Source organism: Qipengyuania sp. (genome assembly GCF_043423005.1).
Classification (GTDB): Bacteria; Pseudomonadota; Alphaproteobacteria; order Sphingomonadales; family Sphingomonadaceae; genus Qipengyuania.
Genome location: NZ_JBHWMI010000081.1, coordinates 1 through 20,061, shown reverse-complemented (window position 1 = coordinate 20,061; position 20,061 = coordinate 1). Strand labels below are relative to the sequence as shown.

19 protein-coding genes and 2 pseudogenes are annotated in these 20,061 nt (G+C 66.6%); 5 read left to right on the top strand and 16 right to left on the bottom strand.

The annotated features are described in order from the left end of the window. Nucleotides 1-220: pseudogene (locus ACHFFA_RS11470) on the bottom strand (cold-shock protein); the annotation flags it as partial. 254 nt (nucleotides 221-474) lie between these two features. Here ACHFFA_RS11470 and ACHFFA_RS11465 point away from each other — a divergent pair. Continuing rightward, nucleotides 475-1,296, top strand: a complete 822-nt coding sequence (locus tag ACHFFA_RS11465; RefSeq protein ID WP_394270967.1) for a TerC family protein — start codon at nucleotides 475-477, stop codon at nucleotides 1,294-1,296. Between the two features lie 97 nt (nucleotides 1,297-1,393). After that, the gene (locus tag ACHFFA_RS11460; RefSeq protein ID WP_394270966.1) at nucleotides 1,394-2,980 is read left to right on the top strand and encodes a GMC family oxidoreductase; all 1,587 of its coding nucleotides are present in this window, start codon (nucleotides 1,394-1,396) and stop codon (nucleotides 2,978-2,980) included. 3 nt (nucleotides 2,981-2,983) lie between these two features. Here ACHFFA_RS11460 and ACHFFA_RS11455 read toward each other — a convergent pair whose 3' ends face one another. The 10 genes from ACHFFA_RS11455 to ACHFFA_RS11410 form a co-directional block, all read right to left on the bottom strand. Further along, the gene (locus ACHFFA_RS11455) at nucleotides 2,984-3,694 is read right to left on the bottom strand and encodes an endonuclease/exonuclease/phosphatase family protein (protein WP_394270965.1); all 711 of its coding nucleotides are present in this window, start codon (nucleotides 3,692-3,694) and stop codon (nucleotides 2,984-2,986) included. Nucleotides 3,695-3,736: 42 nt separating this feature from the next. Next, nucleotides 3,737-4,618 carry an alpha/beta fold hydrolase gene (locus ACHFFA_RS11450; protein ID WP_394270964.1) on the bottom strand — a complete coding sequence of 294 codons (882 nt, stop codon included), beginning with the start codon at nucleotides 4,616-4,618 and terminating at the stop codon, nucleotides 3,737-3,739. A 37-nt stretch (nucleotides 4,619-4,655) separates the two neighbouring features. Continuing rightward, nucleotides 4,656-6,176: a peptide chain release factor 3 gene (locus ACHFFA_RS11445; RefSeq protein WP_394270963.1), complete on the bottom strand. Its 1,521-nt coding sequence runs from the start codon at nucleotides 6,174-6,176 to the stop codon at nucleotides 4,656-4,658. A gap of 82 nt (nucleotides 6,177-6,258) precedes the next feature. After that, complete coding sequence (locus ACHFFA_RS11440) at nucleotides 6,259-7,005, bottom strand: SDR family NAD(P)-dependent oxidoreductase (protein ID WP_394270962.1); 747 nt, start codon at nucleotides 7,003-7,005, stop codon at nucleotides 6,259-6,261. Beyond that, nucleotides 7,002-9,392, bottom strand: a complete 2,391-nt coding sequence (gene pheT, locus ACHFFA_RS11435; RefSeq protein WP_394270961.1) for a phenylalanine--tRNA ligase subunit beta — start codon at nucleotides 9,390-9,392, stop codon at nucleotides 7,002-7,004. The genes ACHFFA_RS11440 and pheT overlap by 4 nt, the downstream gene beginning before the upstream one ends. Continuing rightward, nucleotides 9,389-10,489: a phenylalanine--tRNA ligase subunit alpha gene (gene pheS, locus ACHFFA_RS11430; protein ID WP_394270960.1), complete on the bottom strand. Its 1,101-nt coding sequence runs from the start codon at nucleotides 10,487-10,489 to the stop codon at nucleotides 9,389-9,391. Before pheS ends, pheT begins: the two co-directional genes overlap by 4 nt. A gap of 71 nt (nucleotides 10,490-10,560) precedes the next feature. Next, nucleotides 10,561-11,487, bottom strand: coding sequence for a helix-turn-helix domain-containing protein (locus tag ACHFFA_RS11425; protein ID WP_394270959.1), 927 nt, complete (start codon nucleotides 11,485-11,487; stop codon nucleotides 10,561-10,563). A gap of 101 nt (nucleotides 11,488-11,588) precedes the next feature. After that, nucleotides 11,589-11,948, bottom strand: coding sequence for a 50S ribosomal protein L20 (rplT, locus tag ACHFFA_RS11420; RefSeq protein WP_394270958.1), 360 nt, complete (start codon nucleotides 11,946-11,948; stop codon nucleotides 11,589-11,591). Between the two features lie 26 nt (nucleotides 11,949-11,974). Continuing rightward, nucleotides 11,975-12,178, bottom strand: a complete 204-nt coding sequence (gene rpmI / locus ACHFFA_RS11415) for a 50S ribosomal protein L35 (RefSeq protein WP_394270968.1) — start codon at nucleotides 12,176-12,178, stop codon at nucleotides 11,975-11,977. Between the two features lie 118 nt (nucleotides 12,179-12,296). Then, the gene (locus tag ACHFFA_RS11410) at nucleotides 12,297-13,037 is read right to left on the bottom strand and encodes an SDR family oxidoreductase (protein ID WP_394270957.1); all 741 of its coding nucleotides are present in this window, start codon (nucleotides 13,035-13,037) and stop codon (nucleotides 12,297-12,299) included. 114 nt (nucleotides 13,038-13,151) lie between these two features. Between ACHFFA_RS11410 and ACHFFA_RS11405 the strand changes: the two genes are divergently transcribed. Next, nucleotides 13,152-13,703: an acyloxyacyl hydrolase gene (locus ACHFFA_RS11405; RefSeq protein ID WP_394270956.1), complete on the top strand. Its 552-nt coding sequence runs from the start codon at nucleotides 13,152-13,154 to the stop codon at nucleotides 13,701-13,703. Here the strand turns inward: ACHFFA_RS11405 and ACHFFA_RS11400 are convergent. The 3 genes from ACHFFA_RS11400 to glpX all read right to left on the bottom strand — a co-directional run bounded on the left by ACHFFA_RS11400 (nucleotide 13,700) and on the right by glpX (nucleotide 16,497). Beyond that, the gene (locus ACHFFA_RS11400) at nucleotides 13,700-14,491 is read right to left on the bottom strand and encodes an inositol monophosphatase family protein (RefSeq protein ID WP_394270955.1); all 792 of its coding nucleotides are present in this window, start codon (nucleotides 14,489-14,491) and stop codon (nucleotides 13,700-13,702) included. The two genes, ACHFFA_RS11405 and ACHFFA_RS11400, sit on opposite strands and share 4 nt — an antisense overlap. Next, nucleotides 14,488-15,423, bottom strand: coding sequence for a ribose-phosphate pyrophosphokinase (locus tag ACHFFA_RS11395; RefSeq protein WP_394270954.1), 936 nt, complete (start codon nucleotides 15,421-15,423; stop codon nucleotides 14,488-14,490). The genes ACHFFA_RS11400 and ACHFFA_RS11395 overlap by 4 nt, the downstream gene beginning before the upstream one ends. Before the next feature lie 99 nt (nucleotides 15,424-15,522). Continuing rightward, the gene (glpX, locus tag ACHFFA_RS11390) at nucleotides 15,523-16,497 is read right to left on the bottom strand and encodes a class II fructose-bisphosphatase (protein ID WP_394270953.1); all 975 of its coding nucleotides are present in this window, start codon (nucleotides 16,495-16,497) and stop codon (nucleotides 15,523-15,525) included. 94 nt (nucleotides 16,498-16,591) lie between these two features. On the opposite strand from glpX, the gene ACHFFA_RS11385 reads away from it, so the two are divergent. After that, nucleotides 16,592-17,242 (top strand): hypothetical protein, encoded by a 651-nt coding sequence (locus ACHFFA_RS11385; protein WP_394270952.1) that lies wholly within the window; start codon nucleotides 16,592-16,594, stop codon nucleotides 17,240-17,242. Here ACHFFA_RS11385 and ACHFFA_RS11380 read toward each other — a convergent pair. Beyond that, nucleotides 17,202-18,512 carry a homoserine dehydrogenase gene (locus ACHFFA_RS11380; RefSeq protein WP_394270951.1) on the bottom strand — a complete coding sequence of 437 codons (1,311 nt, stop codon included), beginning with the start codon at nucleotides 18,510-18,512 and terminating at the stop codon, nucleotides 17,202-17,204. The genes ACHFFA_RS11385 and ACHFFA_RS11380 overlap by 41 nt on opposite strands. 62 nt (nucleotides 18,513-18,574) lie before the next feature. Beyond that, nucleotides 18,575-19,432 carry a hypothetical protein gene (locus tag ACHFFA_RS11375; protein ID WP_394270950.1) on the bottom strand — a complete coding sequence of 286 codons (858 nt, stop codon included), beginning with the start codon at nucleotides 19,430-19,432 and terminating at the stop codon, nucleotides 18,575-18,577. Nucleotides 19,433-19,795: 363 nt separating this feature from the next. On the opposite strand from ACHFFA_RS11375, the pseudogene ACHFFA_RS11370 reads away from it, so the two are divergent. After that, nucleotides 19,796-20,061: pseudogene (locus ACHFFA_RS11370) on the top strand (energy transducer TonB); the annotation flags it as partial.

Sequence of the window (20,061 nt, the reverse complement as noted above, 5' to 3'; positions counted from 1 at the left end):
AATTACCGCCGCCGCCGCCAAAGCCGCCGCCGCCACCGCCGCGATTGCCGCCACCGAATCGGTCGCCGCCGCCACCGCCGAAGCGATCACCGCCCCCGCCATAACCGCCACCGCGCTGTTCGAAACCGCCTCCGCCGGAGCCACCGAACGGATCGAAATTATCCTCTCCGAAACCGTCCCGCTTGTCCCGCCCCCGACGGCGTCCTCTGTCGTAACCCATAATTCCAGTCGTACCTTGTCGCAGTCCCACTACCCAAAGCTCGGCACGCGGACTGCTGGGCGCGCCGAGACGAAAGGTTGCTCGCAAAGCTGCCGGCCACCCCTCGCTCAAGGCAACGCATAACGCGAATTGAACGCGTAGGCGAACAGTTTAGCATCATGACGCCTTTTTCGTCGCCCTTACCTCAATCGACGACACCGGGAAGGGGCGGACAACCGCTTGTCTGGCCCGGTTGAAACGGGCAAGGGCCGCGCATGGATATCATGGCCCTGCTCAGCGACCCGGCAACCTGGCTCGCCCTTCTGACCCTGATCGCGCTCGAAGTGGTCCTGGGGGTCGACAACCTCATTTTCATCGCCATCCTGTCCAACAAGCTGCCGGTCGAACAGCAGCAGCGCGCCCGCCGCATCGGGCTGGCGCTCGCGCTCATCATGCGGATCGGTTTGCTGCTGCTGATCGGCTGGCTGGTGACCCTGCAAACGCCGCTGTTCGATCTCGGCATCACCGGGCCGCCGGTGGAGGGCACCAACAAGGCCAGCTTCGAGACGGCCTTTTCCGGGCGCGACCTCATCCTGCTGGTCGGCGGCCTGTTCCTGCTGTGGAAGGCAACCAAGGAAATTCACCATTCGATGGAACCCGAAGACAATTCGGGCGACATCCTCGACAAGACCCCGGGCATTGCCGACGCGGCGAAAGCCAGTTTCGGGGCAGTGATCGCCCAGATCATCGCGATCGACATCGTCTTCTCGGTCGATTCGATCCTGACCGCGGTCGGCATGACCGACGACATTCCGATCATGGTTACGGCGGTGATCATTACCGTCGGCATCATGATGGTGGCAGCCGATCCGCTGGCGCGCTTCATCGAGAAGAACCCGACGCTGGTGATGCTGGCGCTGGCCTTCCTCGTGATGATCGGCCTCGTGCTGATCGCCGATGCCTTCGGTTTCCATGTGCCCAAGGGATACATCTATGCCGCAATGGGCTTTTCGGTGGGGGTCGAAATGCTCAACATGGTGCAGCGCAATCGCCGGCTCCGCGAACTCGAGGAAAAGCGCGAGGCGAGCGCGGGGTGACGGCAGCGTCGCGCGCTGCGTATAAACCCCGGACATTGCACTAAACGCATTGCCCGGCGGCAAGGCGCGCAATACCGTCGCCTCGAGGAGAGGTGACATGGATGAATTCGACGTGGTCGTCATCGGCGGGGGCAGCGCCGGCAGCGCGGTTGCCGGGAGACTGGCCGAGGCGGGGCGCACGGTCTGCCTGCTCGAGGCCGGCGGGCGCAACACCGGATCCAAGATCACCGTCCCGGGCATGCTGGCGTTCCAGAACCCGGCGGCGAACTACCGCTACGAGACGGTGCCGCAGAAAGGCCTGAACGGGCGCCGGGGCTATCAACCGCGCGGCAAGGGACTGGGCGGTTCCTCGGCGATCAACGCGATGGTGTATATCCGCGGCAATCGCTGGGATTACGACAACTGGGCGGCGCTCGGCTGTCATGGCTGGGGCTATGACGATGTGCTTCCCTACTTCCGCAAGGCCGAACACAATGTGCGGGGCAGCGACGCCTTCCACGGTGACGACGGGCCCCTATGGGTTTCGGACCAGAAATACGCCAATCCGGGAAGCTACGCCTTTGTCGAGGCCGCCGCACAACTGCAATTGCCGCGCAACGACGACTTCAACGGAGAGCGGCAGGACGGTTTCGGCATCTATCAGGTGACCCAGAAGGATGGCGAACGCTGGTCATCCTCGCGCGCCTATGTCGAGCCGCTGCGAGGCTCACGCAATCTCGATGTGCGCATCGGCGTGACCGTTCAACAGATCGACATCGAAGACGGCCGGGCGGTCGGCGTGACCTATGCGGCGGGCGATCGCCGCCGGACCGTGAAGGCGCGCGGCGGGGTGGTCCTGTCAGGCGGTGCTTTCAATTCGCCGCAGATCCTGATGCTGTCGGGTATCGGCCCCGCCAATCACTTGCGCGAACACGGCATCGAACCGCTGGTCGACAAGCCGGCGGTAGGCTCTGACCTGCAGGACCATATCGATTATGTTTCGAGCTGGCAGAGCGAAAGCCAGGATTTCATCGGGCGGAGCATCGCCGGCACCCTGCGCATGGCGAAGGCCGTATTCGAACACCGGCGCCACAAGACCGGAGTGATGACCACTCCCTATGCCGAGGCCGGGGGGTTCTGGACGGTGATGGACGATGCTCCGGCACCCGACGTGCAATGGCATTTCGTCCCCGCAATGCTCGAGGACCACGGCCGCACCAGCGTGCGCGGCCATGGCTTTTCGCTGCACGCCTGCGTCCTGCGGCCCGAAAGCCGCGGAACCGTTCGCCTCGATAGCCGCGATGCCGCGCACGCACCCCGGATCGATCCCAATTTCCTCGACGACGAACGCGACATCGCCGTGCTGCGCAAAGGCGTTCGCCTTTCGCACCGGATCGCCAGTTCGCCCAGCCTCGCGCGCTACGATCCGCAGGACCGCTACCCGATCGACCTCGATGACGACGACCAGCTCGATGCCCTTATCCGCAACCGCGCGGATACGGTCTATCACCCCGCCGGCACATGCCGCATGGGCTCCGACAGGGACGCGGTGGTCGATCCCACGCTGGCCTCGCATGACATCGCGAACCTGTGGGTCGCCGATGCCAGCGTGATGCCGCGGGTGGTCTCCGGCAATACCAACGCGCCCAGCATCATGATCGGCGAACGCTGCGCGGATTTCGTGCAGGCGAAACTCGGCGCCTGACGACTAGGCGCCGTCCGCCCCCACCAGTTCGAGCATCGCGACGATCGGCAAGTGGTCGCTGGCGACTGCGGACAGCGCGGTATGATGGACCTGCGTCCTGATGCAGGACCAGTGGCGGGTGACGCAGAACCGGTCGAACGAGGCGATCGGTTGCCGGCTGGGATAGCTCTTGCCTGGAGTGATGACCTGCCAGCCATCGGCGAATTCGCGCATCGCGCCGGTCGCACGGCCCCATTGGTTGAAATCCCCCATGATCACGGTCGGCAGGCCCCGGTCGCATTCGCGCACTACCCCGATCAGCGTGCGGATCTGTTCGCGCCGGCGCAGACCCGACAGGTCGAGGTGAGTGCCGATGATGCGGATGCGCGCACCATCGACGGTGACCTCGCCGCAGGCCGCGCCGCGTGGTTCCAGCGTCGGCATGTCGATCGGCTCGCCCTGGTGGATCGGCAGGTCCCGCCGCACCAAGAGGGCATTGCCGTGCCAGCCGATGCTGCGCGGGCGCTTGGCGACCGGAACCAGCCGCCACGGACTGTCGTCGATGGCAGCGCGCGAAATCGTCGCCTCGCGCGCACCGATCCGCCGGTCGGCTTCCTGCAGGGCGATCACGTCGGCGTCGATCTCATGAAGGACCGACATGATGCGGTCGGGATCGCGGCGGCGATCCATCCCTACCGCCTTGTGGATGTTGTAGCTGGCAAAAGTCAGACGCACGCAGGGCTCAATGCGTTGAAGCGCGGGGGCGTGCCCGCCAAATCACAGAAAATCTGCGAGTGTCGCCATGAACCGGTCGAACTGATCGTGGTGCAGCCAATGGCCGGCATTCTCGAACTCGATCACTCGTGCGGTCCTGAAATGCGCCAGGCGCCCGTCGCGCTCGGGATTGGATGCCCAGCTGTCGGCGCCGTAGAGCAGCAGGGTCGGCGCGGTGATCGCCCCCCAGGTCTGGTGGAGAAAGTCGTCGGCCACATCCTCGATCGGCCAGACATTGAGATGCGGATCGAACTTCCAGCTGTAGGTGCCGTCCTCGTTCTTGTTGACCCCGTGGACCGTCAGGTGGCGCGCCTGGCGTTCGGTGAGATAGCTGTTTTCCTCGATCATCCGGCGAAAGGCCGCCTCGATGCTTTCGTATTTGCGGGGCGTCCGGGCCGAGGCGGCGCGTTTCTTGGCGATCCATTCGGCCATCCGCTCGGGATAGGGGACGGCGCGATCCTCCGCCTGGCGTTCGGGACTGGGGCCGAGCCCCTCGATCGCGACCAGCTTGCGTACCATGTCGGGAACGAAGCCGGCGTAGCGCAGCGCGACGTTGCCCCCCATCGAATGGCTGACGATCGTCACCGGCCCGCGCCCCAATTGGTGTACGAACTGTGCCAGATCGTAGACCATGTCGCTGACGACGTAATTGCCGTCACCAACCCAGTCCGAATCGCCATGTCCGCGGTGATCGAACGCCGTCACGTGCCATTCGCCGGCAAGGGCCTGCGCCACCCAGTCCCAGCTGCGCGCATGATCGCGCCCGCCATGGACCAGCACCAGCGGCGGCTTCTCGTTGCCAGCCGCGTCCTTCTTGCCCCAATCGAGGTAATTGAGGCGCAGGCGCTGGGAAATGAAGGTTTGCGAAGTCGGACCGTTCAGCATTGCGCGCCCATGCCGCGAAGCCATCGGGCTCGCAACCCTATCGCTCCTTGGTGGCCGAGAACGTGATGCCGGGATTGCGTTCCTGCTGATAGTTCACGTCCCACGGGCTCTTCGCCATGAAGACGAGGTCGCCATCACGATCCCGCGCGAGATTGGCACGATTGTAGGTCTCGAATTCCGCCAGCGCCGCCGCATCCCCCTTGAGCCAGCGGGCCGTGGCGAAGGGAGACGGTTCGAGCCCGGCCTCGACCTTGTATTCCGCCTCGAGCCGGGAAGTCAGCACTTCCAGCTGAAGCTGGCCGACGACGCCAACGATATGCTGGGCGCCGATCTCGGGATAGAACACCTGGATCACACCCTCCTCGGACAGGTCGTCGAGCGCCTTGCGCAGCTGCTTGGTCTTGGTGGGATCGCGCAATTGAACGCGGCGCAGGATTTCAGGCGCGAAGTTGGGCAAACCGGTGAAGCGTACCTGGTTCTTTTCGCTCAAAGTGTCGCCAACGCGCAGCGTGCCATGGTTGGGAATGCCGATGATGTCGCCGGCCTCCGCGGTATCGGCGATCTCGCGGTCCTGCGCGAAGAACAGGATCGGCGAATGGATCGCGATCGGCTTGCCGAGGCCGCTGGGCGTAAGCTTCATTCCGCGGCGGAACGTGCCCGAAACCTGGCGCATGAACGCAATCCGGTCGCGGTGGTTGGGGTCCATGTTCGCCTGAACCTTGAAGATGAACCCGGTCACCTCATCGCGGGTCGGTGCGATCTCGTCGTCCCCGGCGGGCTGAGGCCGCGGCGGCGGGGCATGGTTTGCGATGGCCTCGATCAGTTCGGTCACGCCGAAGTTCTTCAGCGCGCTGCCGAAATACACCGGAGTGAGGTCGCCGTTGCGGTATGCGGCAAGGTCGAATTCGGGATAGCCGATCTGCGCCAGCTCGACACTCTCGGCCACCTCGGGCGGCAGGTCGGCCGCTTCGCGCGTGCCCTGGAACTCCTTCGACGGCCCCTCGGGACGCGCGATCATGCCGGTGGAGAAATCGTAGACCCCCTCGAACTGGCCGCCCATGCCCACCGGCCATGCCTGCGGACTGACGTCGAGCGCCAGCATATCGGCGATCTCGTCGAGCAGCTCGAACACCGGCCGCCCTTCGCGGTCGACCTTGTTGACGAAGGTGATGATCGGCACGCTGCGCAGGCGGCAGACCTCGAACAGCTTGCGCGTCTGTGGTTCGATGCCCTTCGCGGCATCGACCACCATGATCGCCGAATCGACCGCGGTCAGGGTGCGGTAGGTATCTTCGGAAAAGTCCTCGTGTCCCGGGGTGTCGAGCAGGTTGAAGGTGATGCCGTCGCGCTCGAAGGTCATCACGCTGGAGGTGACCGAGATTCCGCGTTGCTGCTCGATCTTCATCCAGTCCGACCGTGCCCGCCGGGCCTGGCCGCGCGCCTTGACTTCGCCGGCAAGGTGGATCGCCCCGCCCTGCAACAGCAGCTTCTCCGTCAGCGTGGTCTTGCCGGCGTCGGGGTGAGAGATGATCGCGAAGGTGCGACGGCTGGACGTCATGATGAGGTTCCTGGTCCTCGCCGGTGCGAGGTGTCGTTGATTAGCGCAGCGGGATGCGCGAAAGCGGTCGTCGAAGGCCGGGTCAGCTGGTGCGGGAGATGCGGAAGCCGGCGAAATCCTGATCGACCGGCATCAGTTCGATACGGTTGACGTTGAGATGCGGGGGCAGCTCGGCGATCCAGCGAATGGTTTCGGCAATATCCTCTGCGGTCATCGGCTGGAAACCCGAATACAGTGCATCCGATGCATCCTGGCTTCCTGTCCGCACCAGGGTGAACTCGGTCTCGACCATACCCGGCTCGATGCTGGTCACCCGGACCCCGGTGCCGTGCAGGTCGGCCCGCAGCGCGAGGGTGAAATGGTTCGCGAAGGCCTTGGTCCCGGCATAGACATTGGCACCGGGATAGACATAGCTGCCGGCAACCGAGCCGATGGCGATGATCGCACCCTTGCGTGCGACGAGGGTCGGCAGCAGCGTCCGGGTGATCGTGACCATCGCAGTCACATTGGTATCGATCATGGTACGCCAGGCGTCGAGGCTGGCTTCCTGCGCCGGACCGAGGCCCTGGGCAAGACCGGCATTGTTGACCAGCAGGTCGATGCCGGAAAAGTCCTCCGGCAGGCGGGCGATCGCGGCTTCCATCGCCGCTGTATCGCGCACGTCGAACACCGCGGGATGGACCTTGTCGCTCCCGAGTTCGGCGACCAGCGCCTCCAGCCGCTCGGCGCGCCGGCCGGTCGCGATGCAGCGCCAGCCCGCGGCGACCAGCGTGCGGACCGCGGCAGCGCCGATTCCCGCGGTCGCGCCAGTTACCAAAGCAGTCTTCATGCCCGCAAACTCCCGCCAAGCTTGCCGGCCGCGGCGACGATCCGCTCCGAGATCGCGCGGATGTCGTCATCGGTGAAGCTCTTGGCTTGCGGTTGCAACACCACTTCCAGCCCCAGCGACTTCTGCCCCTCGGGCACCCCGGCCCCGGCGAAGATGTCGAACACGCGGGCATCGACGATCGCCTGCTTGTCGGCCCCGCGAACCGCGCGGACGAGATCGCCTGCGGCAAGGTCTTGCGGGACGAGGAACGCGAAATCCCGGGTCACGGCTTGCAAGGCCGGCGGGGCATAGGGCGGGCGCGCGAACACCCGGCCGCCCCGGCGCGGGGGGATGGCGTCGAGGAACAGTTCGGCGGCCATGACCGGCCCGGCCATGTCGAAGGCCTTGAGGATGCGCGGATGCAGCGCACCGAAGCGGGCCAGCACCGTCTTCGGTCCCAGCCGCAGCGTGCCCGACTGGCCGTGGTGGAATTGCGCGCCGGCCTCGCCCATCACCATCAGGTTCGCCGCCGGCGCCCCGGCAGCCTCGAGAAGGGCCATCGCTTCGGCCTTCGCGTCATAGGCGTCGAACCCGCACGCCTTCCCGCTCGCCCAGTCGCGCCGTGTCCGGTGCCCCGCCAGGACGAGGCCGAGCGTCGGCCGTTCATCGCTGTGTCCGTTCTCACCGCGCAGGTAGCGGCGGCCAATCTCGAACAGACGGCTTTCGGCGGCCCCGCGGTCGGCGTTGCGCTTGGCCGCCGCGATCAGGCCGGGGAGGATCGAGGGGCGCATCGCCTTCATGTCCTCACTGATCGGATTGTCGAGCACCCACAGCTGCGCGCCTTCGGCGAATTGCGCGGCATCGGCTTGCGGCAGGAAGGACCAGGTCACCGCCTCGTTCAACCCCCGGGCCGCGGCGGTGCGGCGCAATCGCCGCTCGGTCACCTGCAAGGGCGTCGCGGTCGGCCGGGCCACACCTTCGGCCCGGGGCAGCGCCACGCTCTCCACCTTGTCGAGGCCATGGATGCGAACCACCTCTTCGACCAGGTCGGCGGGCCCCTCGATATCGTGGCGGCGGGGCGGGCAGGTGACTGCCCAGTCCGCCGCCACCGCAAAGTCGAGCGCGATGAGGATCCGCCGCTGTTCGTTATCGTCCACTGCAACCCCGCCGAGCCGGGCGGTCAGGCCGGGGTCGAAAGGAATGACTTTCGCCTCGCACGGCGGTTGGCCGACGCGCACCACCTCGCTGGGCGTACCGCCGCAAAGGTCAACGATCAGGCCGGTCAGAAGGTCAAGCCCCTGATCGAGAAAGGCCGGGTCGACCCCACGTTCGAAGCGGGTGCGCGCATCGCTCGCCAGGCCCAGCTTGCGGCCTGTCACGCCGATCCGTTCGGGATCGAAATAGGCGATTTCGAGAAGCACATCGGTCGTCGTTTCGCCGACTGCCGAATGGGCGCCGCCCATGATCCCGGCGATATCGTGCACCCCCGTGCTATCGCCTATCACCGTCATGCCGGGATCGAGGGTGTAGGTCTTCTCGTTCAGCGCCTCGACGGTTTCACCGTCACGGGCGCGGCGTGCCTCGACCGGTCCGTCGAGACGGGCGAGATCATAGGCATGGGCCGGGCGCCCGTAGGTCAGCATCAGGTAGTTGGTGGCATCGACGATGGCCGAGATCGGCCGCTGCCCGGCCGCGACCAGCCGCCGCTGAAGCCAGTCGGGACTGGGGCCGTTGCGGAGGCCACGGATCGTTCGTCCGTAGAATGCCGGGCACCCCTCGGGATCGGCAATACGGATATCGGCGGCGCATGGGCCTGTGGCGGCAATCTGCGGCACCGCAACCGGGCGCAATGTGCCAAGCCCGGCGGCGGCCAGATCGCGCGCGAGGCCGTAGACCCCCATGCAATCAGGGCGGTTGGGGGTGATCGCCACGTCGAACACCGGGGACGTGCCATGATAGTCGGCAAAATCGGCCCCGACCGGTGCATCATCCGGCAATTCGATGATGCCCTCATGCGCATCGCCCAAGTCCAGCTCGCGTACCGAACACATCATGCCGTTGCTTTCGACCCCGCGGATGGCACTGCGCCGCAATTCAAGGCCGTTGGCCGGCACCACCGCACCCGGAAGCCCGAGCACGCCGGTCATCCCGGCGCGCGCATTGGACGCCCCGCACACCACGGTCAGCGGATCGCCCGAGCCGGTGTCGACGCTGAGTACCTGAAGCTTGTCGGCATCGGGATGAGGACTGGCGCTGAGCACCCGCGCCACCTTGAACCCCGTCAGCCGGCGCGCCGGATCGTCCAGCTCTTCGACCTCATGGCCGATGCGGTTGAGTGCAGCCGCGATCTCTTCGGCGGAGGCATCGGTCTCAAGGTGGTCTTTCAGCCATTCGAGCGAGAACTTCATGCCGCCGCTCCTACGCCTGCGGAGAGGGTCGGCTGGTCGAAGGCCGAAAACCCGTAATGCGTCAGCCAGCGCTGGTCGCCATCGAAGAAGGCGCGCAGATCGTCCATCCCGTATTTGAGCATCGCGAGGCGGTCGACCCCGACCCCGAAGGCGAAACCCTGCCACTCGGCGGGATCGAGCCCCGCGAACTCGATTACCCGCGCGTTGACCATGCCGCTGCCAAGCAGTTCCATCCAGCCATGCCCCGGTACATTGCCATCGCCGCCCAGGACCCGGCGGCCGTTCTCGATCGCGAAGCCCACATCGGCCTCCACGCTCGGTTCGGTGAAGGGGAAATAGCTGGGCCTGAGGCGCAAGACGATGTCCTCGCGCTCGAAGAAGGCCTTGAGAAAGGTTTCCAGCGTCCACTTGAGATGGCCGAGGTGGATACCCTTGTCGATGACCAGCCCTTCGACCTGATGGAACATCGGCGTATGGGTGGCGTCGCTGTCGCTGCGATAGACCCGCCCCGGCGCGATCATGCGCAAGGGTGCGCCCTCGGCAAGCATGCTGCGGATCTGCACCGGTGAAGTGTGCGTGCGCAGGAGCATCCGCCGTCCATCGCCATCGGTGTCGGGGAAATAGAAGGTGTCGTGCATTGCCCGGGCCGGGTGGGTTTCGGCCATGTTGAGCGCGGTGAAATTGTGCCAGTCGTCTTCGATCTCCGGTCCGGTCGCGACCGAAAAGCCGAGATCGGCAAAGATTTCCGCCAGTTCGTCCATCACCTGACTGACCGGGTGCACCGAACCGCGCAGCGCCTGCGGAGCGGGCAGCGTCAGGTCGAGGGTTTCCCCGGCCAGCCGTGCATCCAGCTCCTCATTTTCGAGCGCTGCTTTGCGCACGGCGAGGCTCTCGGCGACGTCGCTGCGCGCACCGTTGATGAGGGGGCCTTGCGCCTTCCGCTCTTCCGGCGACATCTGGCCGAGCGTCTTGAGCAAGGCGGAAATCGAACCCTGCTTGCCGAGATATTCGATCCTCAGCGCCTCGAGCGCATCGAGGTCGGAAGCGGCGGCGATGCGGGACAGAGCTTGGTCACGAAGGGACTGGGGAGTGGTCATGAAGGCACAACGATCGGATGGGGTACAGGAAGGCCTGCCGCCCTAGCGGCATCGCCGCCGGTCCTAAAGTCCTAGTTTGCAGCCGGTCCGAAAGGTGTGGTCTGGCCCAGCCTCGCGTTGAGAGGCTCGAACGAGGGTACGCCCGGCCCCCACACGCGATTGCGCTCGGCCATGAAGGCGCGGAGAATGGGGTGGGGAAGGCGTGCGTATTCGCTTGGACCCATGCCCATGAAGGCCTTGAACTCGCGAACGAAATGGGCCTGATCGTGATAATGCTGGTCGAACGTCTGGCGCCATGAGGTATCTTCGGACAGCATGAAGGACGCAAGGCTGCGCATGGCTCGCTGGCGCCGCAGCAGCGTCTGGGGTGGAAAGCCGAAGTGCCTCAGGCAGGTGCGCTCGAGTGTGCGGTTGGTCAATCCGACACGCTCGGCCAGTTCGCCGACGTGAGCGAGATGGGGATCGTACATCGCCTTCAGGATCGCACGAATGCGGGCTTCGTCGCGCGGGGGACCGGCCAGGTTGCGGAAGAACTCTACGGCTCGCTGATATTGTGCCTCGTCGTCGTTTTCGGGGCGGCAGAGGATTCGCACCAGCGGCGCAAAGCGGGCAAAGGCGCTGCTGCTCTCCCCCTGCTGGACGGTGTTGGCGTGTTCCGAGGCCGGCAAGTCGATGAAGCGCGCCCAGCCCAGCGGCAGGAAGCCGATGCCCCAGATGCGGGTGCGCTGAAGGCGGAAGCGGATTGCGCACGAACTCGGCCCGGTGGCGACGAACCGGCCGCTCACTTCGCGCCCGTCCTGCATGATCGCCGAGGGCAAGGTATAGCTGCTGAAGCGGATATTGGCCCATTCGGGGAGGAGGTAATCCTCGATCGTCCGCCCCTTCGCGGGGGTCACCTCGATCCGGTAGAAGATGCTGAAGCACGCCTCCAGATCGTCCGGCGGGACGAAGAACCGGACATCAAGTTCCGGTCCGGGTTCAAGAGGGGGCGATGCCATCATCCGATGCTACGCCGCTTCGGCGGCGGGGGCCAGCGCCGGGCACAAAAAGGGGCACCCTTTGCAAGGGGTGCCCCGTTTTCGTTCAGCTCGATATTCGGTCAGGCGGGAAGCGCGTTCTTGGCCTGCGCGATAATCGCCTTGAAGGCCGCACCCTCGTTCATCGCGAGATCGGCCATAACCTTGCGGTCAAGCTCGATGCCGGCAAGCTTGGTGCCGTGCATGAACTGCGAATAGGTCAGGCCTTCTTCGCGGACCGCGGCATTGATGCGCTGGATCCACAGGGCGCGGAAGCTGCGCTTTTTGACCTTGCGGTCGCGATAGGCGTACTGGCCGGCCTTCTCGACGGCCTGGCGCGCGATGCGAATGGTGTTCTTGCGACGACCGCGATAACCCTTGGCCTGGTCGAGCAGCCGCTTGTGCTTCTGGCGCGTGGTGACGCCGCGTTTGATGCGAGGCATATCCGTTTCTCCTTAAATCAGCGCGATCAGTCGAGGCCGTAAGGCGCCCACTTCTTCACCGCCTTCCAGTCGTTTTCGGACAGGACGGAGGTGCCGCGGTTCTGGCGGATGTACTTCGCATTGTGGCTGATCAGGCGGTGACGCTTGCCCGCGACACCATGCTTGACCTTGCCGGTGGCAGTGAGCTTGAAGCGTTTCTTGACGCCGCTCTTGGTCTTCAGCTTGGGCATTTTCATCTCCTGTCAGAGACACGTTCAGGCCGGCCCTGGCAGCCCGTGTGGCCAGGCAGGCGAGGAATCACGTGTCGGTGAAGCGGCGCGAAATAGCCGCTGCGCTTGCAAAAGCAAGTCAGAAGTGGGTCAGATAGCCCCCGTCGACCGCCAGCGTCTGCCCCGTGACATAGCTCGCTTCGTCCGAAGCGAGGAACGCCACCGCCCCGGCAATCTCCCCCGGTTCGCCCCAGCGGCCAAGCGATGTGCGGCGGGCAAGGTGCGCTGCGATCGCCGGGTCTTCGACCATGGCGGCATTGGCATCGGTGGCGAAATAGCCCGGCGCCACCGCGTTGACGGTGATACCAAGGGGGCCGAGCTCGGCCGCAAGGGCCCGGGTTAGGGCAGCAAGCCCGCCCTTCGACGCGGTGTACAGCACGTCGCCCCGGGCGATATCGGCCGCGATCGAGGTGATGTTGACGATCCGCCCGGACCCGCGGCCCGCCATCAGGGGCACCGCCCGCCGGGCAAGGTCGAACGGGGCGACGAGGTTGACCCCCAACAGCGCCGCCATGTCGCTGCGGGCCAGTTGCGCAAGATCGCGCCGGTCCCGCTGCCCGACATTGTTGACCAGGATATCGAGGCCGCCCTGTGCCAGGCGCGCGAACGCCTCGCCCGTCGCGCCATCGTCGGCAATGTCGAACGCCAGGGTTTGCACGCCCCGCCCGATCCGGGCCGCTGCCTCGCCGAGCGCCGCCTGGTCGCGGCCGTTCAGCCACACCTGCGCGCCGCGCGCAGCGAGACGTTCGGCAATCGCAAACCCCAGCCCCCGCGCGGCGCCCGTGACCAGCGCGATCCGTCCCTTAAGTGTCGTCTGCATGCCCGCCGCCTAGCCGATCCGCCGCCCCCTGTCGCCCGCTCGCTGCCTTCGCGCTTAAGCAACGTGAAAGCTGTTGCAGGGCAAGCGGGGTTCCTGCTCGCCCGAGGATCCGCCATGTCCCGCATTCGCCTGCCTGCCCTTGCCCCGCTTGCCGCCGCACCGCTCGCGCTCGCTGCGCCGCCTGCTGCGGCGGACGAGATCTATGGCGGCGTCTATGCGCACGGCGTCGACACGCCTTTCACCTTCGGCACGGGAGAGGGCGGGGCCGACCTCCAGGCGGGTTACCGCTTCGACGAGATCGACGCCCTCAGGGCGATCGGCCGGCCGCAACCCTATGTCTTCGTCTCCGTCAACACCGACGGGGACACCAATTTTGCAGGCGCCGGCCTCAGCTGGAAGGTCGAACTCGGGCCCGTCTACCTGCGGCCGGGCATCGGCCTGGTGGTCCACGACGCCCCGGAACGGCGCGTCGATCCGGCGACCGGCATCCGCACCGATCTAGGCAGCCGCGTCCTGTTCGAACCTGAAATCGCAGTGGGCCTGAACCTGTCCGAACGCTGGTCGGTGGAAGCGAGCTGGGTTCATATCAGCAATGCCCAGATCTTCGACAGTCAGCAGAACCCGGGCATCGACACGATGGGTATCCGGCTTAACTTCGCGCTTTAACCCATTGCCTCCAGCACATCGTCGAGCCGCGCCGGATCGCCCAGCGCGATGATCGTCCCGTCGCTCTTGTCGTCCAGCGGATTGCCTTGCCAGTCCGAGACCGAGCCCCCGGCCCCCTCGACGATGGGGACGAGCGCAGCATAGTCGAAGACCTGCAACCCCGCCTCGCAGACGATGTCGACATGCCCGCTCGCCAGCAGGCCGTAATTGTAGCAGTCCCCGCCATAGGCGATCATGCCCTGACGCGCATTGCCGGCGACCTTGTGGGCGAGCGCCATGTAGGCTTCGGCCTGGCCGGCATCAAAATAATGCGGGCTGCTGGTGGCAAGCGCCGCGTCCTCAAGCGCGCGGCACCTGCGGGTCCGCACGGGGCGTCCGTTAAGCGTGGTCGGCGCACCCAGACGCCCGGCCCAGCGCTCTTCGCTGATCGGCTGGTCGATGATGCCGAGGACGGGCCATCCATCTTCCAGCAACGCGATCAGCGTGCCGAAGATCGGCCGGCCGACCATGAAGCTGATGGTCCCGTCGACCGGATCAAGCACCCACTGGCGGCCCGAACGGCCCTCGGTGACCCCGTATTCCTCGCCTACGATCCCGTCCTGCGGCCTTTCGACCTCGAGAATCCGCCGCATCGCCGCCTCGGCCGCGCGGTCGGCTTCGGTGACCGGCGAGGCATCGCTCTTGCGCTCTGCCAAGACCCCCGAACGGAACAACGGCGCGATTTCCCCCCTCGCCGCGTCGGCCAGCCGGTGGGCGATGGCGAGTTCGGCGTCGAAGTGCGCGCTCAATCGAACAGACTCGAGACCGAGCTTTCGTCGGCGATGCGGCGGACCGCTTCGCCGATCAGGGGGGCGATGGTGAGGATGCGGATGCGGCTCGAATCCTTGGCCTCGTCGGTGGCGCGGATCGAATCGGTAATGACCAGTTCCTTGAGCGCCGACTTGTCGACCCGGGCCACCGCGCCGCCCGAAAGAACGCCGTGGGTGATATAGGCGGCGACGCTGCTGGCCCCCTGGTCGAGCAGAGCCTGCGCGGCGTTGCACAGGGTGCCGCCCGAATCGACGATGTCGTCGATCAGGATGCAGTGCCGCCCGCCGACCTCGCCGATGATGTTCATGACCTCCGATTCGCCGGGCCGGTCACGACGCTTGTCGACGATCGCCAGGGGGGCGTTGTCGAGCCGCTTGGCCAGTGCCCGCGCGCGCACGACGCCGCCCACATCGGGCGAAACCACCATCAGGTCCTGCGCGCCATAACGGGCCTGGATGTCGGCTGCCATCACCGGCGCGGCATAGAGATTGTCGGTCGGGATATCGAAAAAGCCCTGGATCTGACCTGCGTGCAGGTCGACTGCGAGCACCCGGTCGGCGCCGGCCTCGGTGATGAGGTTGGCGACCAGCTTTGCCGAGATCGGCGTGCGCGGCCCGGGTTTGCGATCCTGCCGCGCATAGCCAAAATACGGCACCACCGCCGTGATCCGCCGGGCCGACGCGCGCTTGAGCGCATCGATGCAGATCAGCAATTCCATCAGATTGTCGTTCGCCGGATAAGAGGTCGACTGGACGACGAACACGTCTTCGCCGCGGACGTTCTCGTGAATCTCGACGAAGATTTCCTCGTCCGCGAACCGCCGCACCCCGGCATCCACCAGCGACGTTTCGAGATAGCCGGCGATGGCCCGGGCCAGCGGCAGGTTCGAATTGGCGGCCATGATCTTCATGCGGAAGCGATTCTCCGTCAGCGGCGACCGCCCCCGCCTAGCCGAGAGGCGGGGATATGCAACACGAAGGGCACCGGCTGTCCCCGCCGGCGCCGGCCGTCAGTCGTGGCGATGTTCGCCCCTGATCCAGCGCACGGTACCCGAACTGGCGCGCATCACGACGCTTTCGGTGGTCATCGTTCCGCCGCGGCGGTACTTGACCCCCTCGAGCAGCGAACCCGAGGTCACCCCGGTAGCAGCGAAGATGCAATCGCCCTTCACCAGATCGTCGCGGGTGTAGATCCGGTCGAGATCCTCGATGCCCCATTTGCGCGCGCGGGCCTTCTCGTCCTCGTTGCGGAACACCAGCCGGCCATTGAACTGGCCGCCGACACAGCGCAGGGCCGCCGCCGCCAGCACCCCTTCCGGCGCGCCGCCCTGGCCCATGTACATGTCGATCGTGGTGTCCTCGTCGGTCACCGCGATGACCCCGGCGACGTCGCCATCCCCGATCAGCACTACCCCGCAACCGAGCGCGCGCAGTTCGGCGATGAGGTCGGCATGGCGCGGGCGGTCGAGGACGCAGACCATGATGTCTGCCGGGTCGACGCCCTTGGCGGCGGCGACGGCACGAACGTTGTCGGCCGGCGACTTGGCCAGATCGATGATGCCTTCGGGATAGCCCGGACCGACCGCCAGCTTGTCCATATAGACGTCGGGCGCGTTGAGCAGTCCGCCTTCGGCAGCCGCCGCCAGCACGGCGAGCGAATTGGGCCCGGCCTTGGCGGTGATGGTCGTCCCCTCGAGCGGGTCGAGCGCGATATCGATCCGCGGTCCGGCCCCCGGCGCCCCGCCGACCTTTTCGCCGATGAACAGCATCGGCGCCTCGTCGCGCTCGCCCTCGCCGATGACCACCGTGCCATCGATCTCGAGCGTGTCGAACGCCTTGCGCATCGCCTCCACCGCGGCGGCATCGGCCGCCTTTTCGTCGCCCCGCCCGATCAGCTTGCTGGCAGCTACCGCGGCCGCTTCGGTGACGCGGACGAATTCGAGCACCAGCACACGGTCGAGTGGGTTCCGGGAAGGCGAGTTCATAAGCGGTTCAGTCCTCGAAGGGTTGTCTGGAAAAGCGAGATAGCGCGGCTGCGTATTCGTATGCGAGGCGGCGCGATAGACATTGGAGGGGGGCATGTCGAGGCAGGTGAGGGACGCTGTCCCGCCCCGCTCCGCCTGGGGGCGGGTCGGCTGGTTGCAGAGGGTCGCCCTTGCAGCAATGCCGGCCGTGCTTATCGGCCTGCCCGGCGCGGCCTTCGCGCAGGATGGCGATGCGGTAGCCGCACCGCCCACCGTAATCGACATCAAGGTCGACACGACCCCGCCCGATGCCGACGAGCTGCGCGAGTGCACCCCGCGCGAGGAGGATGCCGCTGCGATCTCGGGCGAGATCGTCGTCTGCGGCCGGCGTGCCGGGTCCGAACACCGCCTCTACAGCGCCGACGATGCGCGCGAACGCTATGCCCGCGAGACGATGTATGCCGGCGATCCGCAAGCCCCCGACGTCGCCGGCCCGGGTATATTCCGCGGACCGGCGACAATTTCGGGCCTGTGCATCATTCCGCCGTGCCCCCCGCCGCCCGCTTATATGGTGGACTTCTCGCAGCTACCGGCAACCCCGCCCGGATCGGATGCCGACCGGATTGGACGTGGACTAGCCCCTCTCGGCGACAGACCGCCCGACGCGAAGGGACAGGACGGCGAGGAAGACCCCGCCGGGGTCGACCCGGCCTCGCCGCCCGATGTCAGTCCGACAGGATCGGCATCACCAGAGGCGCCTCGGTAAGGCTGGGCGTGTCGCGCAGCAGTTCGAGCGCCATGGCGACACAGCGTTCCGGGCCTTCATGCGTCACCATCGCCACCTGCACCGCCTCGCCCTCGGCAGCGCGGCCGCGCTGGATCAGGCTTTCGATCGAGACATCGGCATCGCGCATCGCCGCGGTGATCTCGGCAAGGACCCCGGGACGATCAGCTACGGTGAAGCGGATGTAGTCGCGCCCGATGCGATCGCCCGGATCGGCCGGCGGACAGGCGGCAAGCGCCGAGACCGGCACCGAGAACGGCGCCCCGCATTGGCCGCGGGCGATCTCGATCAGGTCGGCGACCACGGCGCTGGCAGTCGGCCGGTCACCCGCTCCCGCCCCCTGGAACAGGAGGCGGCCGGAGAAGTCGCCTTCAGCAACGACCGCGTTGGTCGCCCCGGTCACCGCAGCCAGCGGATGGCGAAACGGAACGAGGCAGGGGCGCACCCGCTGCAACAGGCGCGAGGTGCTGTCGGCCGCCGGTTCGAGCGCGGCGACACCCACCAGCCGCACGACATAGCCCAGCGTATCGGCCTGGGCGATGTCGGATGCCCGCACCCGCGCGATACCCTCGGTCCGGACGGCGGCAAAATCGATGCGCGTACCGAAGCCGATTGCCGCAAGGATGGCGAGCTTGTGGGCAGCATCGACGCCGTCGATGTCGAAACTGGGATCGGCCTCGGCAAAGCCCTTGGCCTGGGCTTCGGCCAGCATGGCGCCGAACTCGGCCCCGGTCCGCTCCATTTCGGAAAGCACGAAGTTCGAGGTGCCGTTGAGGATGCCGTAAATTCTGGTCAGGGCATTGGCAGCCGTCCCCTCACGCAATCCCTTGACCACCGGAATACCGCCGGCGACCGCCGCTTCGAAAGCGAACGGCGCGCCCGAGGCGGCGGCAGTCTCGGCGAGGTCGAGGCCATGATGGGCGACCATCGCCTTGTTGGCGGTGACGAGGCCCTTGCCCTGCGTCAGCGCGGCGCGGGCGAGGTCGAGCGCGGCCCCGTCCGCCCCGCCGATCAGTTCCACCACCACGTCGACGTCCGGGCGGGCGGCAAGCGCCAGCGTATCGTCGGCCCAGGCGTAACGGTCGAGGTCGACGGGACGCTGGCGAGACCGGTCGCGTGCGGTCACCGCAACGATCTCGACCGGGCGGCCGGCGCGCGCCGCGATCATGTCGCGATTGGTTTCGATCAGGCGGACGACGCCGGTGCCGACCGTGCCGAGACCGGCGATGGCGACGCGCAAGGGGTGGCTCATGCCGGGCGGCCTAGCGTGCGGGGCTTCGCTTGCAAAGCGCAAGGCAAGCGCAGGATCGGGCGTCAGCCGGTCGACCGCTCGCACGGGCCGAGGGCATCGATGACGAAGGCATAGTCGCGCATGGCAAGCGCGCGCGCCTCACCCTCGTCGGCGACCACCGCCGACGCCGGCAATTCAGGTGGGAGGGCGCAGGCAAGGCGGTACCAGCCAAGCGTCCCGCGAGCCGGGGGGCTGGCCGCCTGATCGACGATCTCGCTCCACGATACGCCCCAGCGCGGCTCCTGCCCGGGACGCCGGACCACCGTGACCGAAACCGGGGTCCCGGCTGCGGTGGTGAGGAACAGCTGGGTTTCGGATTCGCCGGCCAGCGTACCCTCGACCGCCAGCGCCTCGGCCACGCCGGTGATCGCCGACGGTGCGGTGGGCGCAAGCAGTTCCGCAAGGATCGGCCGCAGCCGCGTTTCGAGTGCCGGAGTGTAGGGAAGCTGGGCATCGGGGGCGACCAGCTGCACCTCTCCCGGCCGCCCGGCGACGGGTCGGGCGAAGAGGACGACGTCGCGCTTGGCAAATTTGGGAACCTTGCCCCGCGCGGTCAGCGGCACATCGACCAGATAGCGCAGGCTTTCCCCGACCGGAACGACCCCGGAGAGGAGCGAGCGGGTTTCCGCCTGGACATAGAGGCGGGCATGACCCGGCGCGAGCCCCGGGGCGCGTTCCGGCTCGACCACGGCCTGCCGGCGGACCTGCGCATGAATGACCAGGGGTGCACCATCGGCAAGGGCGACCAGATCGGCATAGGTCGGGCCCGCCGCTTCTGCAGTCACGGTCCGCGCATCGCCGGAGCCTGCCTGTGCCAGGGCAATCGGCGGCATCGCTGCAAGGGCGGCGAGCAAGGCGGCAGCAGAAGCGGATCGAATCATCGTCAGAAAGGCCTTTTCAAAGAACTGCTCGAGCTTCGGCAGACACCTGATCGCTGTCGCGTCAATACAGCCCGCGAACCGCGAAACGTGCCGGCAAACCCGTGAATCCGCTGTTAACCGATAAAGCGTTTGCGGGCATCCACCTTCCTAGCTAAGGCTTGGGAGAGGCGGCAATGTTACATTATTGCCTCAATGTCGCTTGTGTGGTTACCTTATGCAATGCCGGCCTGGGTCCGGACATTGTTTCGGCCCCCGAGCCGACGAAACGAACGTGCGGTGCCGCCGAAGGGTCGAAACCCGTCTTGCCGCCGGCACCTCGATCGCCCGGTCCCCGCCGGGTAGGGAATGGAGTGATGCAACCGAATGGCTTATGCTGACCAACAGATGAGCGGCAGTCGCGTCGTCGCGATCATCATCGTTGCCCTCATCCATATCGCGCTTGGTTATGCACTCGTCACCGGCCTGGCCTATGAGGCCGCGCAGCAGCTTGTCGAGCGTGTCACCACCGTCGATGTGACCGAACCGCCGCCGCCGCCCCCGCCACCGCCGGACGAGCCGCCGCCGCCGCAGGATGTCCCGCAGACGGTGCCGCCGCCGATGGCGCCCCCGCCGCCGATCAACATCGACGT

What these genes read in the sequence shown, in the direction of transcription:
- ACHFFA_RS11465 (WP_394270967.1), top strand. Translation starts at nt 475, where the DNA reads ATGGATATCATGGCCCTGCTCAGCGACCCGGCAACCTGGCTCGCCCTT.
- ACHFFA_RS11460 (WP_394270966.1), top strand. Translation starts at nt 1,394, where the DNA reads ATGGATGAATTCGACGTGGTCGTCATCGGCGGGGGCAGCGCCGGCAGC.
- ACHFFA_RS11450 (WP_394270964.1), bottom strand. Translation starts at nt 4,618, where the DNA reads ATGCTGAACGGTCCGACTTCGCAAACCTTCATTTCCCAGCGCCTGCGC.
- ACHFFA_RS11445 (WP_394270963.1), bottom strand. Translation starts at nt 6,176, where the DNA reads ATGACGTCCAGCCGTCGCACCTTCGCGATCATCTCTCACCCCGACGCC.
- ACHFFA_RS11440 (WP_394270962.1), bottom strand. Translation starts at nt 7,005, where the DNA reads ATGAAGACTGCTTTGGTAACTGGCGCGACCGCGGGAATCGGCGCTGCC.
- pheT (WP_394270961.1), bottom strand. Translation starts at nt 9,392, where the DNA reads ATGAAGTTCTCGCTCGAATGGCTGAAAGACCACCTTGAGACCGATGCC.
- pheS (WP_394270960.1), bottom strand. Translation starts at nt 10,489, where the DNA reads ATGACCACTCCCCAGTCCCTTCGTGACCAAGCTCTGTCCCGCATCGCC.
- ACHFFA_RS11425 (WP_394270959.1), bottom strand. Translation starts at nt 11,487, where the DNA reads ATGGCATCGCCCCCTCTTGAACCCGGACCGGAACTTGATGTCCGGTTC.
- rplT (WP_394270958.1), bottom strand. Translation starts at nt 11,948, where the DNA reads ATGCCTCGCATCAAACGCGGCGTCACCACGCGCCAGAAGCACAAGCGG.
- rpmI (WP_394270968.1), bottom strand. Translation starts at nt 12,178, where the DNA reads ATGCCCAAGCTGAAGACCAAGAGCGGCGTCAAGAAACGCTTCAAGCTC.
- ACHFFA_RS11410 (WP_394270957.1), bottom strand. Translation starts at nt 13,037, where the DNA reads ATGCAGACGACACTTAAGGGACGGATCGCGCTGGTCACGGGCGCCGCG.
- ACHFFA_RS11405 (WP_394270956.1), top strand. Translation starts at nt 13,152, where the DNA reads ATGTCCCGCATTCGCCTGCCTGCCCTTGCCCCGCTTGCCGCCGCACCG.
- ACHFFA_RS11395 (WP_394270954.1), bottom strand. Translation starts at nt 15,423, where the DNA reads ATGAAGATCATGGCCGCCAATTCGAACCTGCCGCTGGCCCGGGCCATC.
- glpX (WP_394270953.1), bottom strand. Translation starts at nt 16,497, where the DNA reads ATGAACTCGCCTTCCCGGAACCCACTCGACCGTGTGCTGGTGCTCGAA.
- ACHFFA_RS11385 (WP_394270952.1), top strand. Translation starts at nt 16,592, where the DNA reads ATGTCGAGGCAGGTGAGGGACGCTGTCCCGCCCCGCTCCGCCTGGGGG.
- ACHFFA_RS11380 (WP_394270951.1), bottom strand. Translation starts at nt 18,512, where the DNA reads ATGAGCCACCCCTTGCGCGTCGCCATCGCCGGTCTCGGCACGGTCGGC.
- ACHFFA_RS11375 (WP_394270950.1), bottom strand. Translation starts at nt 19,432, where the DNA reads ATGATTCGATCCGCTTCTGCTGCCGCCTTGCTCGCCGCCCTTGCAGCG.